This is a genomic window from Nocardia sp. Tas62D01, from assembly GCF_055232035.1.
In genome coordinates, this window is record NZ_JBUYUZ010000001.1 from 6229217 (window position 1) to 6249339 (window position 20123).

Genomic DNA, 20123 nt, shown 5'->3' on the forward strand with positions numbered 1-20123 from the left:
AACTGCGGAGATACCTGTGGCTGCCTGCACTGTCGCTGCACGGGATCAAGCGGGTTGGCACGGTATTAAGGACGCGACGGTTCTGTCCGACGTCGCGGTCAGGCTCGTCTGCGCGAGCACGATGTGCTAGCCATAGGGCGTCCACTTCTATAAGCACCCACAGTGGGCCGATCTCGCGGACTGGCGCGCTGAGTCGGAAACGCACCTCCGGGACCGGGTGCGCGGTTGTTCAGTGTCGAGTCTGATCGAGGCCGCAGGACTGATGGGCGAGCTTGGCGGGAGCCCGGCGTGCCGGAAAGGTTTCGGCAGACACCTGCAGCTGTGCTCCGCGAACGGGAATAGATGCAAAACCCCCGGTAATCAGGCGATTTGCATATTCACGGAAGCGTCACGTAATGTTCTTCGAGTCAGAGCGACACGGACACCGACCTGGAGCTGAGAAGCGAAGCGGAAACGCTGAGCGAGAGGCGAGGGAAACGAGGTCGTACGAGGAGCGCCTGGCGGTCACACTGGTTCGGTCGGGGTCCTGGTTTGCGTCGGGGTTCGGGGCTGGGCTAAGCTTGTTAAGTTGCCTCACTGAATCAATCAGGGTGAAACTTGTTTGGTGGTGTGTGCGTGTGTTCTTTGAGAACTCAATAGTGTGTCGATGAATGTCAGTGCCAAATATTTTTTGGTTCCGGCCTCTCATACCCCCCGGTTGGTGAGGTTGGATTTTTGTCAGCAATTTTTTTTGTTGGCGTTTTGTTTTGCTGGGTTTTCGGACTCTTGTTTAGGTATTTCTGATTGCATCCTTTTTGGGGTGTGGTTGAGAGTCTTCAACGGAGAGTTTGATCCTGGCTCAGGACGAACGCTGGCGGCGTGCTTAACACATGCAAGTCGAGCGGTAAGGCCTTTCGGGGTACACGAGCGGCGAACGGGTGAGTAACACGTGGGTGATCTGCCTTGCACTTCGGGATAAGCCTGGGAAACTGGGTCTAATACCGGATATGACCATTGGATGCATGTCTGGTGGTGGAAAGATTTATCGGTGTGAGATGGGCCCGCGGCCTATCAGCTTGTTGGTGGGGTAATGGCCTACCAAGGCGACGACGGGTAGCCGACCTGAGAGGGTGACCGGCCACACTGGGACTGAGACACGGCCCAGACTCCTACGGGAGGCAGCAGTGGGGAATATTGCACAATGGGCGAAAGCCTGATGCAGCGACGCCGCGTGAGGGATGACGGCCTTCGGGTTGTAAACCTCTTTCGACTCCGACGAAGCGTGAGTGACGGTAGGAGTAGAAGAAGCACCGGCCAACTACGTGCCAGCAGCCGCGGTAATACGTAGGGTGCGAGCGTTGTCCGGAATTACTGGGCGTAAAGAGCTTGTAGGCGGTTTGTCGCGTCGTCTGTGAAAACTCACAGCTCAACTGTGAGCTTGCAGGCGATACGGGCAGACTTGAGTACTTCAGGGGAGACTGGAATTCCTGGTGTAGCGGTGAAATGCGCAGATATCAGGAGGAACACCGGTGGCGAAGGCGGGTCTCTGGGAAGTAACTGACGCTGAGAAGCGAAAGCGTGGGTAGCGAACAGGATTAGATACCCTGGTAGTCCACGCCGTAAACGGTGGGTACTAGGTGTGGGTTTCCTTCCACGGGATCCGTGCCGTAGCTAACGCATTAAGTACCCCGCCTGGGGAGTACGGCCGCAAGGCTAAAACTCAAAGGAATTGACGGGGGCCCGCACAAGCGGCGGAGCATGTGGATTAATTCGATGCAACGCGAAGAACCTTACCTGGGTTTGACATACACCGGAAACCTGCAGAGATGTAGGCCCCCTTGTGGTCGGTGTACAGGTGGTGCATGGCTGTCGTCAGCTCGTGTCGTGAGATGTTGGGTTAAGTCCCGCAACGAGCGCAACCCTTATCTTATGTTGCCAGCGCGTTATGGCGGGGACTCGTGAGAGACTGCCGGGGTCAACTCGGAGGAAGGTGGGGACGACGTCAAGTCATCATGCCCCTTATGTCCAGGGCTTCACACATGCTACAATGGCCGGTACAGAGGGCTGCGATACCGTGAGGTGGAGCGAATCCCTTAAAGCTGGTCTCAGTTCGGATCGGGGTCTGCAACTCGACCCCGTGAAGTTGGAGTCGCTAGTAATCGCAGATCAGCAACGCTGCGGTGAATACGTTCCCGGGCCTTGTACACACCGCCCGTCACGTCATGAAAGTCGGTAACACCCGAAGCCGGTGGCCTAACCCCTTGTGGGAGGGAGCCGTCGAAGGTGGGATTGGCGATTGGGACGAAGTCGTAACAAGGTAGCCGTACCGGAAGGTGCGGCTGGATCACCTCCTTTCTAAGGAGTACTTCTCCACGGACACCCACGGTGGTGGGAGGGTAAACGTCTGTGGCAGAGACCGTTTCGGGCGCATACGTTGTCCGGCGGATGCTCATGGGTGGAACGCTGGCAGGTTTCATCGCGGGTGGTCGGAGCTGAGTCTTCGATCGCGGTGGATATATCGACACACTGTTGGGTCCTGAGAGAACACGCGAGTGTTTCCTCTTAGGCAAGATAACGACAAGGCTGGATTCGCAGTCATACCGCAGGGCAGTTGTTCTGGCTGGTGTTGCGTCAGGTTCAGTTTTGTGTGTTGTTTGAGAACTGCACAGTGGACGCGAGCATCTTTGTTTGTAAGTGTTTAAGAGCGTACGGTGGATGCCTTGGCACCAGGAGCCGATGAAGGACGTAGGAGGCTGCGATAAGCCTCGGGGAGCTGTCAACCGAGCTGAGATCCGAGGATTTCCGAATGGGGAAACCCAGCACGAGTGATGTCGTGTTACCCGCATCTGAATATATAGGGTGTGTGGAGGGAACGTGGGGAAGTGAAACATCTCAGTACCCACAGGAAGAGAAAACAATAGTGATTCCGTGAGTAGTGGCGAGCGAAAGCGGATGAGGCTAAACCGTGTAGATGTGATACCCGGCAGGGGTTGTCTATACGGGGTAGTGGGGTCATTCTTCTCAGATCTGCCGGTCTGGGCGGGAGTCATAAACCGTTGTGTTAGTCGAAGGGTCTGGAACGGCCTGTCGTAGAGGGTGAGAATCCCGTAGGCGAAAACTCAACGGCTCTCGTGGATGATGCCCGAGTAGCAGCGGGCCCGTGAAATCTGCTGTGAATCTGCCGGGACCACCCGGTAAGCCTGAATACTCCCTGGTGACCGATAGCGGACTAGTACCGTGAGGGAAAGGTGAAAAGTACCCCGGGAGGGGAGTGAAATAGTACCTGAAACCGTGCGCTTACAATCCGTCAGGGCCTGCGAGCACTTTGGTGTGTTGTGGGTGATGGCGTGCCTTTTGAAGAATGAGCCTGCGAGTTAGTGGCATGTGGCGAGGTTAACCCGTGTGGGGTAGCCGTAGCGAAAGCGAGTCCGAATAGGGCGTTTCCAGTCGCGTGTTCTAGACCCGAAGCGGAGTGATCTACCCATGGCCAGGGTGAAGCGACGGTAAGACGTCGTGGAGGCCCGAACCCACTTAGGTTGAAAACTGAGGGGATGAGCTGTGGGTAGGGGTGAAAGGCCAATCAAACTCCGTGATAGCTGGTTCTCCCCGAAATGCATTTAGGTGCAGCGTCGCGTGTTTCACACCGGAGGTAGAGCTACTGGATGGTCTAGGGGGCCTACAAGCTTACCGAAATCAGCCAAACTCCGAATGCCGGTGTGTGAGAGCGCGGCAGTGAGACTGCGGGGGATAAGCTTCGTAGTCGAGAGGGAAACAGCCCAGATCGCCGGCTAAGGCCCCTAAGCGTGTACTAAGTGGAAAAGGATGTGGGGTCGCGAAGACAACCAGGAGGTTGGCTTAGAAGCAGCCACCCTTGAAAGAGTGCGTAATAGCTCACTGGTCAAGTGATCCTGCGCCGACAATGTAGCGGGGCTCAAGTACACCGCCGAAGCCGCGGCATTCACACAATACATCCGCCATTCCCTGCGGGGGGTGGTGCAGTGGTGTGGATGGGTAGGGGAGCGTCCTGCAGCCAGGGAAGCCACGGAGTGATCCAGTGGTGGAGGCTGTGGGAGTGAGAATGCAGGCATGAGTAGCGAAAGACGAGTGAGAAACTCGTCCGCCGAATGACCAAGGGTTCCTGGGCCAGGTTAATCCGCCCAGGGTGAGTCGGGACCTAAGGCGAGGCCGACAGGCGTAGTCGATGGACAACGGGTTGATATTCCCGTACCCGTGTATCCGCGCCCATGATGAATCAGTTGTGCTAATTGTCCAAAACCTCCGAGAAGACCTTCGGGTCTCGGGTGAGGGGCTGCACGAGACCCCGGCTGGTAGTAGTCAAGCGATGGGGTGACGCAGGAAGGTAGCTGGGCCAGTCAGTGGTTGTACTGGTGTAAGCCTGTAGGGCGTGACATAGGTAAATCCGTGTTGCATGAGCCTGAGAGGTGATGCGTAGCCGATTGAGGCGAATTCAGTGATCCTATGCTGCCGAGAAAAGCCTCTAGTGAGTTGGTACACGGCCCGTACCCCAAACCGACACAGGTGGTCAGGTAGAGAATACTAAGGCGATCGAGAGAACTGTGGTTAAGGAACTCGGCAAAATGCCCCCGTAACTTCGGGAGAAGGGGGACCAACGCTGGTGACCGGATTTACTCCGTGAGCTGGTGGTGGTCGCAGAGACCAGTGAGAAGCGACTGTTTACTAAAAACACAGGTCCGTGCGAAGTCGTAAGACGATGTATACGGACTGACGCCTGCCCGGTGCCGGAAGGTTAAGAGGACCGGTTAGCGCTTCGGCGCGAAGCTGAGAATTTAAGCCCCGGTAAACGGCGGTGGTAACTATAACCATCCTAAGGTAGCGAAATTCCTTGTCGGGTAAGTTCCGACCTGCACGAATGGCGTAACGACTTCTCAGCTGTCTCAACCACAGACTCGGCGAAATTGCATTACGAGTAAAGATGCTCGTTACGCGCGGCAGGACGAAAAGACCCCGGGACCTTCACTATAGCTTGGTATTGGTGTTCGGTACGGTTTGTGTAGGATAGGTGGGAGACTGTGAAGCGGACACGCCAGTGTTTGTGGAGTCATCGTTGAAATACCACTCTGATCGTATTGGACCTCTAACCTCGGACCATGATCTGGTTCAGGGACAGTGCCTGGTGGGTAGTTTAACTGGGGCGGTTGCCTCCTAAAATGTAACGGAGGCGCCCAAAGGTTCCCTCAGCCTGGTTGGCAATCAGGTGTCGAGTGCAAGTGCACAAGGGAGCTTGACTGTGAGACTGACAGGTCGAGCAGGGACGAAAGTCGGGACTAGTGATCCGGCACCGGCAAGTGGAAGCGGTGTCGCTCAACGGATAAAAGGTACCCCGGGGATAACAGGCTGATCTTCCCCAAGAGTCCATATCGACGGGATGGTTTGGCACCTCGATGTCGGCTCGTCGCATCCTGGGGCTGGAGTAGGTCCCAAGGGTTGGGCTGTTCGCCCATTAAAGCGGCACGCGAGCTGGGTTTAGAACGTCGTGAGACAGTTCGGTCTCTATCCGCCGCGCGCGTCAGAAACTTGAGGAAGGCTGTCCCTAGTACGAGAGGACCGGGACGGACGAACCTCTGGTGTGCCAGTTGTTCCGCCAGGAGCACTGCTGGTTAGCTACGTTCGGAAGGGATAACCGCTGAAAGCATCTAAGCGGGAAGCCTGTTCCAAGATGAGGTTTCTCACCACCTTCGAGTGGTTAAGGCCCCCCACAGACCATGGGGTTGATAGGCCAGAATTGGAAGCCCGGTAACGGGTGTAGGTGACTGGTACTAATCGGCCGAGGACTTACCAACAAAGAAGCTACGCGTCCACTGTGCGGTATCTGAAACAACACACAGATACAGATGCACCACAGCGACACTCTCCGGAGTTCGAGTGTGTGCTCTCTGTGTACAGTTTCATAGAGTTACGGCGGCCATAGCGGCAGGGAAACGCCCGGTCCCATTCCGAACCCGGAAGCTAAGCCTGCCAGCGCCGATGGTACTGCACTCGACAGGGTGTGGGAGAGTAGGACACCGCCGGAACATCATTCACGAAAGCCCCCAGCTGAAGCTGGGGGCTTTCGTCGTATCTAGCCCCGACTGTCAGCGCATTTTGGCGTCGCTGATCAGCCACCGTGCGTCGATATTGTCCTCGATGAGAAGCATTTGTAGTATCGCCGTTGCTCGCGAACGTGTACCTGCATTATGCTTCGACCTGTGGGTCCAGTGGTGGAGAAGTCATTTCGCGCAGGGCGACGTGATCGCCGTGCGTTTCGCTGACGACTTCCCATGGGTTTCGAGTATGAGCAGGACGCGCAGCGGTTCCTGATCGAGCTTTGCGAACGGTTCGCGAAGTTCGGGTTGGAACTGCATCCGGAGAAGACGCGGCTCATCGAGTTCGGGCGGCACGCCGCTCGGCACCGGCGAGTCCGGGGCGTTGGGAGAACCGAGACGTTCGATTTCCTCGGCTTAACACACATGTGTGGTCTGTCGCGGAAGGGGCGGTTCTGGGTGAAGCGCATGACCATCACGAAACGGATGCGGGCCAAGCTGTCCGAGGTCAACGAGGAACTCGAGCGACGCCGGCACCAACCCATCCCCGACCCTGGCTCCACCCCCGCCACTCGCTTGGCTGCTTACACTTTGCGTTCAGATGCAAAGGGAGATGGTCGCGGTGGCGGAGAGGAATGCCGGCAACCCTGACGAGGCGGACCCGGTATGGGTGCGGCTGACGGACCAGCTGAATTGGTACAGCACGAGAAGCATTGCCGCCCAACAGGCTTACAAGCGGGTCAAGATCGCGCAAATCGCCGTCGGTGCAGCGGTTCCTGTCATCGCGGCTCTAGCCGCTCCGGCTGCCGTTACAGCGATCTTGGCTGCTGTCGTAGTGGTTGCCGAAGGCGCCCAACAGCTGTTCCAGTGGCACACCAACTGGTTGCTTTATCGTTCGACTGCCGAATCGCTCAAACATGAGAAGTTCCTCTACCTCGCCGGCAGTGGTCCCTACAGCGGCTCGAATCGTAGATTGGTGCTGGCTGAACGCGTCGAAAGTCTTGTCTCGCAAGAGAACACCAAATGGACCACTGCACGCGGACCACATGATCAGGACCAAACCACCCAAAGTCAGTCGCCGGACTAACTGGCGCAGCATCGGAAGCCGCGATCCGGCCATAGTCGCAAGTTGCCACCCACCGTAGCCGACGTGACGAATATCGGCCGGACGGAAGTGAGCACCGGGCGAGCGGCAAATGGCCTGCGAGAAGATAGGCCGACCGCCGGACTCTTGCGCGCGTCACTTCCTCGCCACCGAGGGCCCTCAACGAAAGACATAGTCATGAGCAGCGACACCACTCTGCATATCGGACCTCTGTCCCCGGACCAGGCTGAGAACTTCGACCTCATGTGTGCGGTGACGGCGCTGGTCAATGAGGTCTACGAAGTGTCCGAGTCGGGGCTGTGGGTCGCTGGCACCACGCGGACCACCGCGCAGGAGGTCGCCGCACTGACCAGGGCTGGGAAGATCGTCGTCGCGCGCCTAGATGAGGTCTAGGCGCGCGACGACGGAGAAATGATCAGGACCTGTGGATGGCCGGGAAGCGTACCTTCCCGGATGATCTACGAAGCCATAGGTATTTGATCAAGTCCAGCGCGCCAACGCTGGCGGGAAGGTACGCCGGTGCTCAAGGTAGTTCACGATGCGGCGGAGTCCAACGATCCCGGTGTGTCCTGCGCCCGGTCGTTGCTCGATGAGATTGTTCGCGACGGTGCCCGCAAGATGCTCGCCGCAGCGTTGCAGGCCGAGGTCGCGGCCTATATCGAGCGGTTCGCCGACCAGGTCGACGACGAAGGCCGGCGGCTGGTGGTCCGCAACGGCTACCACGTCGAGCGGGAGGTCCTGACCGCCGCGGGTGCGGTGACGGTGAAGGCACCGCGTGTCAACGACAAGCGTGTCGACCCCGAATCCGGTGAGCGGCAGCGGTTTTCCTCGGCGATCCTGCCCGCGTGGGCACGAAAATCGCCGCAGATGACGGAGGTTCTGCCGTTGTTGTACCTGCATGGGCTGTCCAGCGGCGATTTCGGGCCGGCGTTGGAGCAGTTCCTCGGCACGGGCGCGGGCCTGTCGGCGGCCTCGATCACCCGGCTCACGACGCAGTGGCAGGACGAAGCCCGCACCTTCGCCGCCCGCGACCTCTCAGGCACCGACTACGTGTACCTGTGGGTCGACGGCATCCACCTCAAAATCCGGCTCGACCAGCAGAAACTATGCCTGCTGGTGATGATCGGGGTTCGCGCCGACGGCCGCAAGGAGCTCGTCGCATTGACCGACGGCTATCGCGAGTCGACCGAGTCGTGGGCCGATCTGCTGCGTGACTGCCGCCGCCGCGGCATGACCGCGCCGGTGCTCGCCGTCGGTGACGGCGCGCTCGGATTCTGGAAGGCGCTGCGTGAGGTATTCCCCCTGACCCGAGAGCAGCGTTGCTGGTTCCACAAATCCGCGAATGTCCTTGCAGCGCTGCCGAAGTCGGCGCATCCTGGCGCGTTGGCGGCGATGAAGGAAATCTACATGGCCGAGGACATTGACAAGGCACAAGTCGCGATCAAGGCCTTCGAGATCGACTACGGCGCGAAATACCCGAAAGCGGTCGCCAAGATCGTCGATGACGCCGACGTGCTGCTCGAGTTCTACAAATACCCGGCCGAACACTGGATCCACCTACGCACCACAAACCCGATCGAAAGTACTTTCGCCACAGTGCGTTTGAGGACGAAGGTCACCAAGGGGCCGGGTTCCCGCGCGGCCGGGCTCGCCATGGCCTTCAAGCTGATCGAGGCCGCTCAAACGCGCTGGCGGGCCGTCAACGCCCCACACCTAGTCGCACTCGTCCGGGCCGGGGCCGTATTCCACAAGGGCAAACTCCTGGAACGGCCCGCCGACATCACCCCGAACACACCGACCAGCCCGTCATCAGCCGAGGCGGAGGAGGTCGCCTGAAACTTGCTGATCCACAGGTCTTGACAATATCTCTAGATGAGGAGATCGTCGGGTGTGTTCGCGTTCAACAGCTCGGCACCGGGGTCTGCGAGTTCGGCATGCTGGCCGCCGCACCCCAACGACGTAGCACGGGCGTCGGGCGGGAACTGGTGTGGTTCGCCGAACAGCACGGCCGGGACTCCGGCCTGGGCGTTATGCAACTGGAGTTGCTGCTGCCGCGTGAGTGGTCGCATCCGTCCAAGGAATTCCTGGCCCAGTGGTACCGGCGCATCGGCTATGGGGTGGTGCGCACGGGATCGATCGAGGAGTCGTACCCGGAGCTGGCACCTCACCTGATCACACCCTGCGACTTCGTGATCTACCACAAGGATCTCCGCTTGTAGCCCGGTCGGGCTGGGTGGATGTCCTGTGTGGTGAGCGGCGGGAAAGAGTGACCATCGGGCACGCGTGCCGTCGGTCGCCGTGCAGCGTAGCCTGCAGACGAAGTGACCGTATCTGGCGGCTGAGCAGTTCTGAGCATCAAGATGAGCTGGTGCTCAGGTTTCACGTGTCGGAAGGATGGATGGGTGTCCCGAAGGATAGCTCCAGCCTCAGGTTGTGCGCCCGCGCGGGGACAGCGGGGGCGTCAATGAACAGGAATCGCCGTGATCTCCGCCGTTGTCATGCCCGAACCCAACGCACCGCTAGAACTCCGCTCGTTCGCCCGCCCCGAACTGGAGCCGGGTGCGATCCTGCTGCAAACCCTCGGAAGCGAGGTGTGCGGCACGGACGCGCACCTGTGGAGGGGGCAGCTTGCGGGCGTGCCGTACCCGATCGTTCCCGGCCATGTCAGCGCGGGACGGATCAGTGCGCTGGGCCCGGGTGAGGTCGCGCGGGACGTGTCCGGAACCCCGCTGCGGGTCGGGCAGATCGTGACGTTTCTCGACGTGTACGGGACGTGCGGGCGTTGCTGGTACTGCACCGTCGGCCATGCAACCACCCGCTGCCCGGAGCGGAAGGTGTACGGGGTCACGCTCTCGGCCGATGACGGACTGCTGGGCGGTTGGGCGGAGTACATCTATCTGAAGCCGGGCGTCCACGTGATTCCGCTGCCCGATGAACTGGACTGGCGCGAGTTCCTCTCCGGAGGCTGCGGCATGCCGACCGCCCTGCACGCCGTGACGCTCGGCGAGATCGCCTTCGGCGACACCGTCGTAGTCCAGGGCTCAGGCCCTGTCGGCCTGTGCGCCGCCGTCCTCGCCCAGCTGCGCGGCGCCGGATCGGTGATCGTTGTCGGGGGGCCGGAGGTCAGACTGGACGCGGCGACCCGGTTCGGTGCCGACACCGTCATCGATATCGGCACGACGACTCCCGACGAGCGGATCGCGGCTGTCCGGGAGGCGAGCGGAGGACGCGGCGCCGACGTTACGGTCGAGGCGACCGGAGTGCCTTCGGCGGTGCCCGAGGGCATGCGGCTCACTCGGGACTCGGGGCGGTACGTGATCGTCGGTCAGTACACCGACGCCGGTGAGACGACCTTTAACCCGCATCTGGACCTGAATCAGAAGCACCTGGACATTCGCGGTTGCTGGGGCAGCGACGTGGGTCACTTGTACCGGGCGGTCCAAGTCATGGCCCGATACAAGCGGATCTTTCCGTGGACCGACCTCATCAGCAGGGAGTACAGCCTCGACGAGGCACAGGTCGCGCTGGAGGACGTCGCAGCTCAGCGTGTGGTTAAGGCACTCATCGTGCCCTGATCCAGCGGCCGTACGGTCCATGACATCCGCGCCGCCCACACCCGCGGCGTGAACGACGCGCTGGCCGCGAGCGGCGTCAACTGCTGGGCGGACAAGGGGATCTGGGTGCGGGTGCCCTTCCGTGGACGGTGAGGGACCCGCTGCCGGCCACCTTGCGCTGAGGCCGGAAGCGAACTCACTGGCGGGGATCCGGCGCATCGACAAGCTGATTGCCACCCGATCACGCCCGGCGGCTGTCGGCTGGCGACGGCGCACCCCAGGATTCCCGTGCGGCACTCAGGATGCCTTCCAACTCGGCGATTCCCAGGCTGTGGCCGGTCGGGCTGTGTGGGTTCGTCACGAACACGATGCCGGGGCGGTGTTCGGCGATCATTGCCGCGGAGTAGTCGATGTCCAGGGAGAAGTCCGCCTTGCGTTGGTCTTCCACCCATTCGGGTGTCGAGGCCTTTGGCGATGATCTCGTACATCGAGTACGACGGCGCAAATTGAGCGCGCGGTGACCGGGGCCGCCGAACGCCTGAAGTAATTGCTGCAGAAGCTCGTTGGAGCTCGTTGGCCGCCCACACATTGGTGGGATCCACGACGAATCCTGTTCGGCGCGTCAGATATTCGGCCAGATCGGTACGCAACGCGGTTGCATCCCGGTGCAGATCGGCGGCCTCGACGCGAACGGATTCGGCTATGTCGTCGATCAATGCCCGCGACGGGCCGGTACGGGTTCTCATTCGTATTCAGCCGCACCGGCACGGTCAGTTGGGTGCTCTTGTACGGGTGTGCCCGGTTCCCGCAGCGGCAAAGCCGGCCCCGCTCGACCCCGTAACCGAGCGGTGCACCGACCACATCATTCGATGTCATGGCACAGTCTCGTGCGCTTGGACGAGCGCAGGCGACGTCACCGCCTATCCCGCTCGTAGCATCTTCGTCCCAGTCTCGTAAGGATCTGGTCCCCATCGGTAGCCGTAGCCGCGGATGTTGGTGATCAATCCGGGGCGCTTCAGTTTGGTGCGCAGCGAGGCCATGTGGACATATAACGTCGGCGACAGCGCGAGGAACGCGTCGCCCCAGACGCAGTCCATCAATTGCTCATGGCTGACTGCGATTCCCGGACGCTCGACCAGGATCCGCAACAGCTCGAATTCCAGCCGTGTGAGCTGGACCGGTTGTTCGGCCACCTCGACCCGCCGTGCCGCCAGGTCCACTCGAACATCGCCTGCTACGACGGTCTTGTCCGGTGCGGCCGTGGCGACGGTACGACGGCGCGTGACCGCTTCCAGCCGGGCTGCCAGCTCGGCGATGCGTGCGGGTTTCACAAGGTAGTCGTCGGCGCCGCTGCGTAGTCCGAGCACGATCGATCGTTCGTCGGCGTGCGCGGCAAGGATCACGACCGGTACCGAGCTGACTTCACGTAGCTTGCGGAGCACTTGAAGCCCATCCATATCCGGCAGGCTGAGGTCGAGTATGACCGCGTGATAGCCGTGGTGCCTGATGAGTAGGTCCGCGCCTCGACGCTTGCGATCCACCTGGTGACCGCAGAGTTCGAGCCCCTGCGCCAAGGCAGCGCCGCTGTCGGCGTCATCGTCGATCATGATCAGCCGCATAACGTCTCACCTTCCTGACCGTCACGCCGAAGACCAGCGGTCTGTAGGGTTGCCGAAGATCACTGGGTCTGCAAAATGATTCTCGCCGCGAGCGTTGAGAAGAAGGACCGAATGCGCCGAAGTGCGCTCTGAATGCGCCAATGTCTCCAAGTCAGGATTGCTTGTATGGAGGCGGTGGATTCGGTCCTGATGCCGAGGCTTGCCCTCGACAACGCAGGTCTGGCCGAACCGGTGCAGCGTCAGCTTGCCCTGGAAGCCGAGATACCCGACTGAATGTTGTCCAGCAGCAGGGCTGCTGTGCCCAGTGACCGCAGCATGCGGATGTGGGAACTTGTCGAGCACGAAGTGAACGACCCGTATATCGCACTGCGAGTTGGGCTGACGCACGACCCCGGAGCCTGGGTCTGCGCGCCCATCTGTTCCTGACGGCGCCACGTTGGGTGAGGGGTTCGCCCGTGCGTACCTGAACGCGCTTACCACCAACTTCACCTTCGCGCTTGCCGAGGAGTCCGAAGAGGAAGTGACTTTCGATATGCGGTCGCTCCGCGATGAAGGACGTGGCAGGGATCTGTCAATACAGGTCGGACTTGCCGGCTTGCCTGCGCGCGCCCGGTTGGCAAACGGGTACAGCGGTCAATCCGGTGCAGATGCGCCGGCGTGAGAACGCGCCTCGAGGGCCCGCCACTTCGTCGAGGCGTTCGGGTCCAGCCGGGTCGATTTCGGCGCTCCCACAGACCAACTCACCTTCCGCAAGGCCGATCTGGCGCTGCCGCTCGTAACTGCCGACCCCATGCTGGCGGAAATCCTGCTCCCGCACGCGGCGACCGGGATCGGCAATCTGTCCGCGAGACAGCAACGCATCTGCAACGCTTGCACCTATGGCATACACAGTCACCGTGGGAACCGGCATACCTCGGCGCACCTATGAGAGTGGGGATTACCTCAAATTGCATGACGGACATCTGGAGATCCTCGACAACCAGAAGAAGTCCGTGGCTGTCTTCGCACCTGGGCACTGGCAGACCGTCGAGCGGGAAGGCTCCAGCAAGTAGCCAGCAGCAGAAAGTCAGCAAGTCTGATCTCCGTGATGCCCTCTTTGTCAGCTATGAGCCTCGCACCGCACTTCAGACCCCGCAGGCTGACCATGATTCAACACCAGCACCGAGATCCTATTCGGTATGCGACGCTCCGACTTCTCGCTTCGGTGTCGACGGCATTCGATCACCACACAGCCGGACCGAGTCGCCAGGTCGCCAGACCGGGACAACCACCCGGAAACTCCGAGAACCAGCGGGGGCCCTGTCTCCGGAGCAGAAGGCCGCCGGTTCGATTCCTGCCGGGGGCTCGCACGAAGAAAACCCCTGATCAGCACTCTCGCGATCAGGGGCCTATCTCATACCAACATTAGACCGCCTCGATGTCACGAGTTGTCACAACTTCGCGTAGGCGACTGCGGTCATTTACGCGCTACCGGTGCCCCAGCCCCAGCCCCGGTCCCCGCCCCAGCCCCAGCCCCCGCGCCCGCCCCAGCCGCCGTGATGGCCCCAGCCGCCGAAACGGACCTGGTCGAAATGGCCGGCCACGGCCGTCGGCGCGGCGGCGCTCACTGCCGGTGGCGCCGGAAGGGGAGCGGCCGCGGCAGTCGGAGCGATAGCGACAGCTAACGCGGCAGCGCCCGCCGCCAATGCGGCTGTGATGGAGGTCAGTCTGATTCGCATGGTGGCTCTCTTTCGATGGCTCTATCTGAATGCCTTCCAGCATTGCGCTCGAGCGAACCCCATGTCATTGCCGCTGATACCCATCATCGCTCTCCGCTAGCTGGAATCCGTGCGTACCCGCCAGCATGCAGCAGCCGGGTCCTGTTTGCCCGACTCCGACGCGATGCAGGAACAAGGTTTCGCCGAATCGCGCCTGGCAGATACTTGAATGAGTCATACTTCGGAATGTGTCCACACCTTCGGATTTCGAGCGCATGCTGCGCGGGGCTGCTCTGCGTGTGACGGCACCGCGGATAGCGGTGCTGACCGCGGTGCATGACCATCCTCACTTCGATACGGACTCTATCCTCGGTCTCGTGCGCGAGACTCTCGGTGCGGTGTCCCATCAAGCCGTGTACGACGTGCTGCGCGCACTGACTTCCGCGGGTCTGCTCCGGCGCATCCAGCCGATGGGCTCCGTGGCGCGCTACGAAACGCGGGTCGGGGACAACCACCACCACCTCGTGTGCCGGTCGTGCGGCGTCATCGCCGACGTCGACTGTGCCGTCGGCGAGGCACCCTGCCTGACCGCATCGGACGACAACGGCTTCGTCCTCGATGAGGCCGAGGTCATCTATTGGGGTCTGTGCCCCGATTGCTCGACACCACACACGTCGCTATCACACCCGTGATCACAGCGCGATTCACTCACTGCCGAAAGGAAATGCCGTGCCCGAGGAACACCCGCCCATCGGAGAGGCCAACACGGAACCCGGGGAAAGCGGTTGCCCCGTTGCGTCCGGTCGCCTCAAGTACCCGGCTGAGGGTGGAGGTAACCGTGACTGGTGGCCGAACCAGATCAACCTGAAGATCCTCCAGAAGAACCCCGCCGTGGCCAATCCCATGGGCGAGGACTTCGACTACGCCGCAGAATTCAAGACCCTTGCTCTGGATGCGGTGAAGCGGGACATCGAGGACGTGATGACGACCTCGCAGGAGTGGTGGCCCGCCGACTACGGCCACTACGGACCGTTCTTCATCCGGATGGCCTGGCATGCCGCGGGCACCTACCGCATCAACGACGGCCGCGGCGGTGCCGGGGCCGGCATGCAGCGGTTCGCGCCGCTCAACAGCTGGCCCGATAACGCTAGCCTCGACAAGGCTCGCCGCCTGCTGTGGCCGGTCAAGAAGAAGTACGGGAAGAAGCTCTCGTGGGCCGACCTGATCGTCTTCGCGGGCAACTGCGCGCTGGAGTCGATGGGCTTCAAAACCTTCGGCTTCGGGGGCGGCCGCGTCGATCAGTGGGAGCCCGAGGAGGACGTCTATTGGGGTCCGGAGCACACGTGGCTCGGCGACGAGCGATACACCGGCGACCGGGACCTCGAGAACCCCCTGGCCGCGGTCCAGATGGGTCTGATCTACGTGAACCCGGAGGGGCCCAACGGCAACCCGGACCCCCTCGCGGCGGCCACCGACATCCGTGAGACGTTCCGCCGCATGGCCATGAACGACGTCGAGACAGCGGCGCTGATCGCCGGCGGCCACACCTTCGGCAAGACTCACGGCGCCGGCCCAGCCGACCACGTCGGCCCCGAGCCCGAGGCCGCCCCGCTGGAGGAGCAGGGCCTCGGCTGGAAGAGTTCCTTCGGCAGTGGCGTGGGCCAGGACGCGATCACGAGCGGCCTCGAGGGTGCCTGGACGCCCACCCCGCGGTCGTGGGACAACAGCTTCCTGGAGACCCTGTATGGCTACGAGTGGGAGAAGACCAAGAGTCCCGCTGGGGCGTGGCAGTGGGTCCCCGAGGACGGCGCCGGGGCGGGCACAGTGCCTGACGCCCACGACCTGTCTAAGACCCACACCCCGGTGATGCTGACAACGGACCTCTCGCTGCGAGTCGACCCCGTCTATGAGCAGATCACCCGTCGCTGGCTCGACCACCCTGACGAATTCGCGGACGAGTTCGCCAAGGCGTGGTACAAGCTGACCCACCGCGACATGGGGCCCATCGTCCGCTACCTCGGGCCGCTGGTCCCGCAGGAGACGCTGCTCTGGCAGGACCCCGTCCCTGCGGTGACGTACGAGCTCATCGGGGCAGACGACATCGCCACCCTCAAGAGCCGGATCCTGTCGTCGGGTCTGACCGTGCCGCAGCTTGTCTCCACTGCGTGGGCAGCGGCGTCGTCGTTCCGCGGCAGCGACAAGCGTGGCGGTGCCAACGGTGGGCGTATTCGCCTCGAGCCGCAAAGCGGGTGGGAGGTCAACAACCCCGACGAGCTCGCGCAGGTGGTGCGCACCCTGGAGGGGATCCAGGAGTCCTTCAACTCCGCCCAGACCGGGGACACGAGGGTGTCGTTCGCGGATCTCGTTGTGCTGGGCGGATGTGCGGCAGTCGAGCAGGCCGCCAAGAACGCCGGGCACGACGTCGAGGTGCCGTTCACGCCGGGACGCACGGACACCACGCAGGAGCAGACCGATGTGGAGTCCTTCTCCGCACTCGAGCCGAATGCTGACGGTTTCCGCAACTACCTCGGGAAGGGCAGCCGGCTCCCGGCCGAGTTCCTGCTGATCGACAAGGCGAACCTGCTGGCTCTGAGCGCTCCCGAGATGACGGTCCTCGTTGGTGGCTTGCGCGTGCTGGGCGCGAACCACAAGCAGTCGTCGCTGGGCGTGTTCACCTCGACACCCGAGTCGTTGACCAACGACTTCTTCGTGAACCTGCTCGACATGGGCACGAAGTGGGAGCCGTCGTCGGCCGACGACGGGACCTACGCAGGCAAGGATCGCACCACCGGAGAGGTCACGTGGACCGGCAGCCGTGTCGACCTGGTCTTCGGGTCGAACTCGCAGCTGCGCGCTCTCGCGGAGGTCTATGCCACCGACGACTCGAAGCAGAAGTTCGTCCGGGACTTCATCGCTGCGTGGGACAAGGTGATGAACCTCGACCGGTTCGACCTGGCCTGATCAGGGCGCGATGACCGGCCCGCGGGCCGGTCGTCCACACCTCGTACGGCATCCCGCGAACTGACACGGCTCGCGGGATGCCGTGCATTTCTCCTTGCACGTCTTCGTCGACGGCAAGGCGGTGAAGATCGCCTCGATGATCGATGAGCACACCCGCGAGTCGCTGCTGGACATCGTGGAGCGCTCGATCACCGCCGAACGACTCGTCGCCGAGTTGGAGAAAGTGTTCGCCGCCTGCGGCAGTCCGCCGATGGCACTGCGCATGCACAACGGTCCTGAACTGATTTCCCAAGCGCTGCAACAGTTCTGCGCCAACCGCGTGGGGTTGTCCTACATTTCGCCGGGCACGCCGTGGAACAACGGTTACATCGAATCGTTCAATCGGCGGCTGCGGGCCGCAGTGTTTCAACCGTAACCACTGGACGAGCCTGCTGGAAGCCCGCGTCGTCATCGGCGACTTCAAGAACGAGCACAACCACAACACCGCCACTCGTTATCTGACGCCGGCCCAGAGCGCTGCCCGCTGCAGCCACACCCACCACCCCGACCCTGCTCGAATACCGAGCGGACTCGATATCGGGGACTCGCCAGAACCCTGTAGAAGGGAGTATTGGGATCGGTCGGGCCGATGGGCTGACGGCACGTTGATGGCGGTCCCGGATCGACTGAGTCGCATCGGCGAATTCCTGCTTCGCCCAGCGGGATTCGTCAAAGAATAGACGTTGGCGGCCAACGACAACCGAAAGACGCAGGTGACGGAAACGCCTCTACGGCGCTTATGTGAAGATTGCCCCGAGGTAGCCAGGCGCCTCAGGCCGGCAATGACGGCGATGGGACGCCAAGGTCTTTTTCCCTATTCACTGATACTTTGACGCGCGGAGCCGGCGATCGGTTCCACCGACTTCACCGGACCTCAACCGCCACTTCGCGATCATCGCTAGTGGATCCAAGCCACCGGGCCCAGCCTGTGACATCCAGAGATGAATCAAGCCCGGTCCGAAAAATCGGGCCGGGCTTGGCAACCTCCCTTGTAGGGTGTCGTCACCGATGGTCACTGCCACTGCGCTGACCTGGTACTTCAGCGCTGTCTCACGGCCTGGCCACGGCCGTCCGTCTCACTTCGATGGCCAATCCTCGGGCTGCACACGGTCATTCGGCTGATAGCCGCCGCGTTGACCTGCGAAATCTCAGGCTGGATGGTCCAATTGACCGCCCAGTGGCCACGGGCTCGAGACCGTGGCCACGACTTCCGAGACCCTACATCCCTTGTAGGATCTCGAAAGTCGTGGCGGGCCGCCAGCTGATTGACCTGGCCTTTTCTGGTTTGTCTCACGCAGTGGCCAGCGGTGCTTGTCTCAGTTCGATGGCATTTCTTCGGTTCGATCCGGCTGCTCGAGAGAGCACCTGCTTGGCGTGGGCGAGCCCGCGCGTCATCGTCTGCGCTCTCTCCCGGTCGGTGCATGACCTTGACGCCCGCGCGAGGATCGCAGCCGATGCCCAACGACGGAGATCGGCGCACGATCGAATCTCGTCTACCGCAACCGGACCGGCAGTTCGGCGAGGCCGCGGATGATGGTGCTGATCTGCCAGTCGGGCGTGAAGCCCGCGTCGGCAAGTGACAGGTGCGGGAAGCGGTCCAGCAGCGCGGCGAACGCGATTTGGGCCTCCAAGCGTGCCAGCGGGGCGCCGACGCAGAAGTGGATGCCGTGTCCGAATGCCAAGTGCCTGGAGGCATCCGTGGTGATGTCCAGGTCGTCTGCGCCGCGATAGCGGGCCGGATCGTGATTGGCGGCGGCCAGGGCGATGTAGACGATCTCCCCGGCGGGGATGTCGGTGTCACCGATGCGGACCGGTTCGTCGGTGTAGCGAGGCGTCGCCCACCCCACCGGGCCGTCGAAGCGGAGGAACTCTTCGACCGCGGCCGGTATCGCGGACCGATCTTCGCGCAGGGCGTCGAACTGAGACTTGTTACGCAGCAATGCATAGGTGCCGTTGCCGATGAGGTTGACGGTGGTCTCGTGCCCGGCGACCAGTAGCAGGAACGCCATCGACACCAGCTCGCGGTCGTTGAGCTCGTCGCCGTCGTCGCGCGCCTGAACCAGGCCGGAGAGCAGATCCTCGCCGGGCTGTTCGCGTTTCGCTGTCACCAGGCCCTGCAGGTACAGCGACATCTCGGCGCTCGCCCGGGTGTGTTCATCCATCTCGGCCCCGTCGCCGATCAGTATCTTCGCCCAGGACTGGAACGCCTCCCGATCGCTGAATGGCACGCCGAGCAGCTCGCAGATCACCATCACCGGCAGCGGTTGCGCGAAATCCTGGATCAGATCGGCCTCGTCGCGGCCGGCCATGGCATCGATCAGCGCGGTGGTGATTTCTTCGATACGCGGGCGCAAAGCTGCCAACCGGCGCGGAGTGAACGCCTTGTTCACCAACTTACGCAGTCGAGTGTGGTCGGGCGGATCGGTGTTGAGCATGTGGCCCATCAGTGCCGGTGAGTTCTGATCTTGTAGCGCCTGCGGATCCTTGGTGCGGAATATCTCCCTGATGCTCTCGTAGCTTTTACGCAGCCGGGGGTCTGCGAGCGCGGCCCGCCCTTCGGCGTAGCCGATGATCACCCAACTGGGAACTCCCCGGCGGAACCGGATCCGATGGGCCGGACCGTGTTCTCGCCAGCGGCGGTAATACGCGTGCGGGTCGGCGAAGAAGTCGTCGCCGACCTGCTCGACTCGGCTCCCGTAGGGCACCGTAATGATCTCCAGGCCGTGCCCGTCGGGGTCGTCCCAATACAGCCCGCGGCCACCGTCGTTGGTGTTGATCTCGTCCTCGACGGTGTGCCGCGGGTCGGCCCACCAGGTGAGACCGCGTTCGCGGATGCGGGCGTGGATGGCATCGAACTCCGCATCGGGGACCAGGAAGGCGTAGTGCTGCGGATGCGGGGTCCCGCGACCGTCGGCGAAGTCGAGTGAGACGTCGTTGTCGACCTGGACGACGACGAACGGCCCGACGCTCACGGGGGCCGGCAGCCCGAGGATGTCGGCGTAGAACCGGGACGATGCGTGCTTGTCGGAACAGCGGACGATGGTGTGGTTGAGCTGGACGGTCACGACGATGTTCCTTCGGAGTTCGGTGCGGATTTCCCAGGCTGT

At 62.1% G+C, this 20123-nt stretch carries 12 protein-coding genes, 3 rRNA genes and 2 pseudogenes; 13 read left to right on the plus strand and 4 right to left on the minus strand.

Annotated features, from left to right (window positions below):
• Positions 1-815: 815 nt before the first annotated feature.
• From ACV7NQ_RS29680 to ACV7NQ_RS29720, 9 genes and pseudogenes are all read left to right on the plus strand, one after another.
• A 16S ribosomal RNA gene (locus tag ACV7NQ_RS29680) occupies positions 816-2334 on the plus strand.
• Between the two features lie 333 nt (positions 2335-2667).
• Positions 2668-5801 (plus strand): 23S ribosomal RNA (locus ACV7NQ_RS29685).
• A gap of 114 nt (positions 5802-5915) precedes the next feature.
• Positions 5916-6032: ribosomal RNA gene (gene rrf, locus ACV7NQ_RS29690) — 5S ribosomal RNA — on the plus strand.
• Together the 16S, 23S and 5S rRNA genes form the textbook arrangement of a ribosomal RNA operon.
• Before the next feature lie 622 nt (positions 6033-6654).
• Positions 6655-7128 carry a DUF4231 domain-containing protein gene (locus ACV7NQ_RS29695; RefSeq protein ID WP_463362610.1) on the plus strand — a complete coding sequence of 158 codons (474 nt, stop codon included), beginning with the start codon at positions 6655-6657 and terminating at the stop codon, positions 7126-7128.
• Positions 7129-7323: 195 nt separating this feature from the next.
• Positions 7324-7539 (plus strand): hypothetical protein, encoded by a 216-nt coding sequence (locus tag ACV7NQ_RS29700; protein ID WP_463362611.1) that lies wholly within the window; start codon positions 7324-7326, stop codon positions 7537-7539.
• Positions 7540-7665: 126 nt separating this feature from the next.
• Positions 7666-8982 (plus strand): IS256 family transposase, encoded by a 1317-nt coding sequence (locus ACV7NQ_RS29705; protein WP_463358454.1) that lies wholly within the window; start codon positions 7666-7668, stop codon positions 8980-8982.
• Positions 8979-9365, plus strand: coding sequence for a GNAT family N-acetyltransferase (locus ACV7NQ_RS29710; RefSeq protein WP_463365872.1), 387 nt, complete (start codon positions 8979-8981; stop codon positions 9363-9365). Before ACV7NQ_RS29705 ends, ACV7NQ_RS29710 begins: the two co-directional genes overlap by 4 nt.
• A 261-nt stretch (positions 9366-9626) precedes the next feature.
• Positions 9627-10721, plus strand: a complete 1095-nt coding sequence (locus tag ACV7NQ_RS29715; RefSeq protein ID WP_463362612.1) for a zinc-binding dehydrogenase — start codon at positions 9627-9629, stop codon at positions 10719-10721.
• A 15-nt stretch (positions 10722-10736) separates the two neighbouring features.
• Positions 10737-10850 (plus strand): annotated as a pseudogene (locus tag ACV7NQ_RS29720) (IS5/IS1182 family transposase); the annotation flags it as partial.
• A 139-nt stretch (positions 10851-10989) separates the two neighbouring features.
• Here ACV7NQ_RS29720 and ACV7NQ_RS29725 read toward each other — a convergent pair.
• Positions 10990-11489: pseudogene (locus tag ACV7NQ_RS29725) on the minus strand (aminotransferase class I/II-fold pyridoxal phosphate-dependent enzyme); the annotation flags it as partial.
• A 131-nt stretch (positions 11490-11620) separates the two neighbouring features.
• Positions 11621-12319, minus strand: coding sequence for a response regulator transcription factor (locus tag ACV7NQ_RS29730; RefSeq protein WP_463362613.1), 699 nt, complete (start codon positions 12317-12319; stop codon positions 11621-11623).
• A gap of 878 nt (positions 12320-13197) precedes the next feature.
• On the opposite strand from ACV7NQ_RS29730, the gene ACV7NQ_RS29735 reads away from it, so the two are divergent.
• Positions 13198-13371: a hypothetical protein gene (locus tag ACV7NQ_RS29735; RefSeq protein WP_463362614.1), complete on the plus strand. Its 174-nt coding sequence runs from the start codon at positions 13198-13200 to the stop codon at positions 13369-13371.
• A 408-nt stretch (positions 13372-13779) separates the two neighbouring features.
• On the opposite strand, the gene ACV7NQ_RS29740 is transcribed toward ACV7NQ_RS29735, so the two are convergent.
• Positions 13780-14037 (minus strand): hypothetical protein, encoded by a 258-nt coding sequence (locus tag ACV7NQ_RS29740; protein ID WP_463362615.1) that lies wholly within the window; start codon positions 14035-14037, stop codon positions 13780-13782.
• Between the two features lie 254 nt (positions 14038-14291).
• On the opposite strand from ACV7NQ_RS29740, the gene ACV7NQ_RS29745 reads away from it, so the two are divergent.
• From ACV7NQ_RS29745 to ACV7NQ_RS29755, 3 genes are all read left to right on the plus strand, one after another.
• Positions 14292-14708 (plus strand): Fur family transcriptional regulator, encoded by a 417-nt coding sequence (locus ACV7NQ_RS29745; RefSeq protein WP_463365873.1) that lies wholly within the window; start codon positions 14292-14294, stop codon positions 14706-14708.
• 37 nt (positions 14709-14745) lie between these two features.
• The gene (gene katG / locus ACV7NQ_RS29750) at positions 14746-16977 is read left to right on the plus strand and encodes a catalase/peroxidase HPI (RefSeq protein WP_463362616.1); all 2232 of its coding nucleotides are present in this window, start codon (positions 14746-14748) and stop codon (positions 16975-16977) included.
• Between the two features lie 82 nt (positions 16978-17059).
• Positions 17060-17392, plus strand: coding sequence for a DDE-type integrase/transposase/recombinase (locus ACV7NQ_RS29755; RefSeq protein WP_463362617.1), 333 nt, complete (start codon positions 17060-17062; stop codon positions 17390-17392).
• Positions 17393-18509: 1117 nt separating this feature from the next.
• On the opposite strand, the gene ACV7NQ_RS29760 is transcribed toward ACV7NQ_RS29755, so the two are convergent.
• The gene (locus tag ACV7NQ_RS29760) at positions 18510-20081 is read right to left on the minus strand and encodes a cytochrome P450 (protein WP_463362618.1); all 1572 of its coding nucleotides are present in this window, start codon (positions 20079-20081) and stop codon (positions 18510-18512) included.
• Positions 20082-20123: the final 42 nt, after the last annotated feature.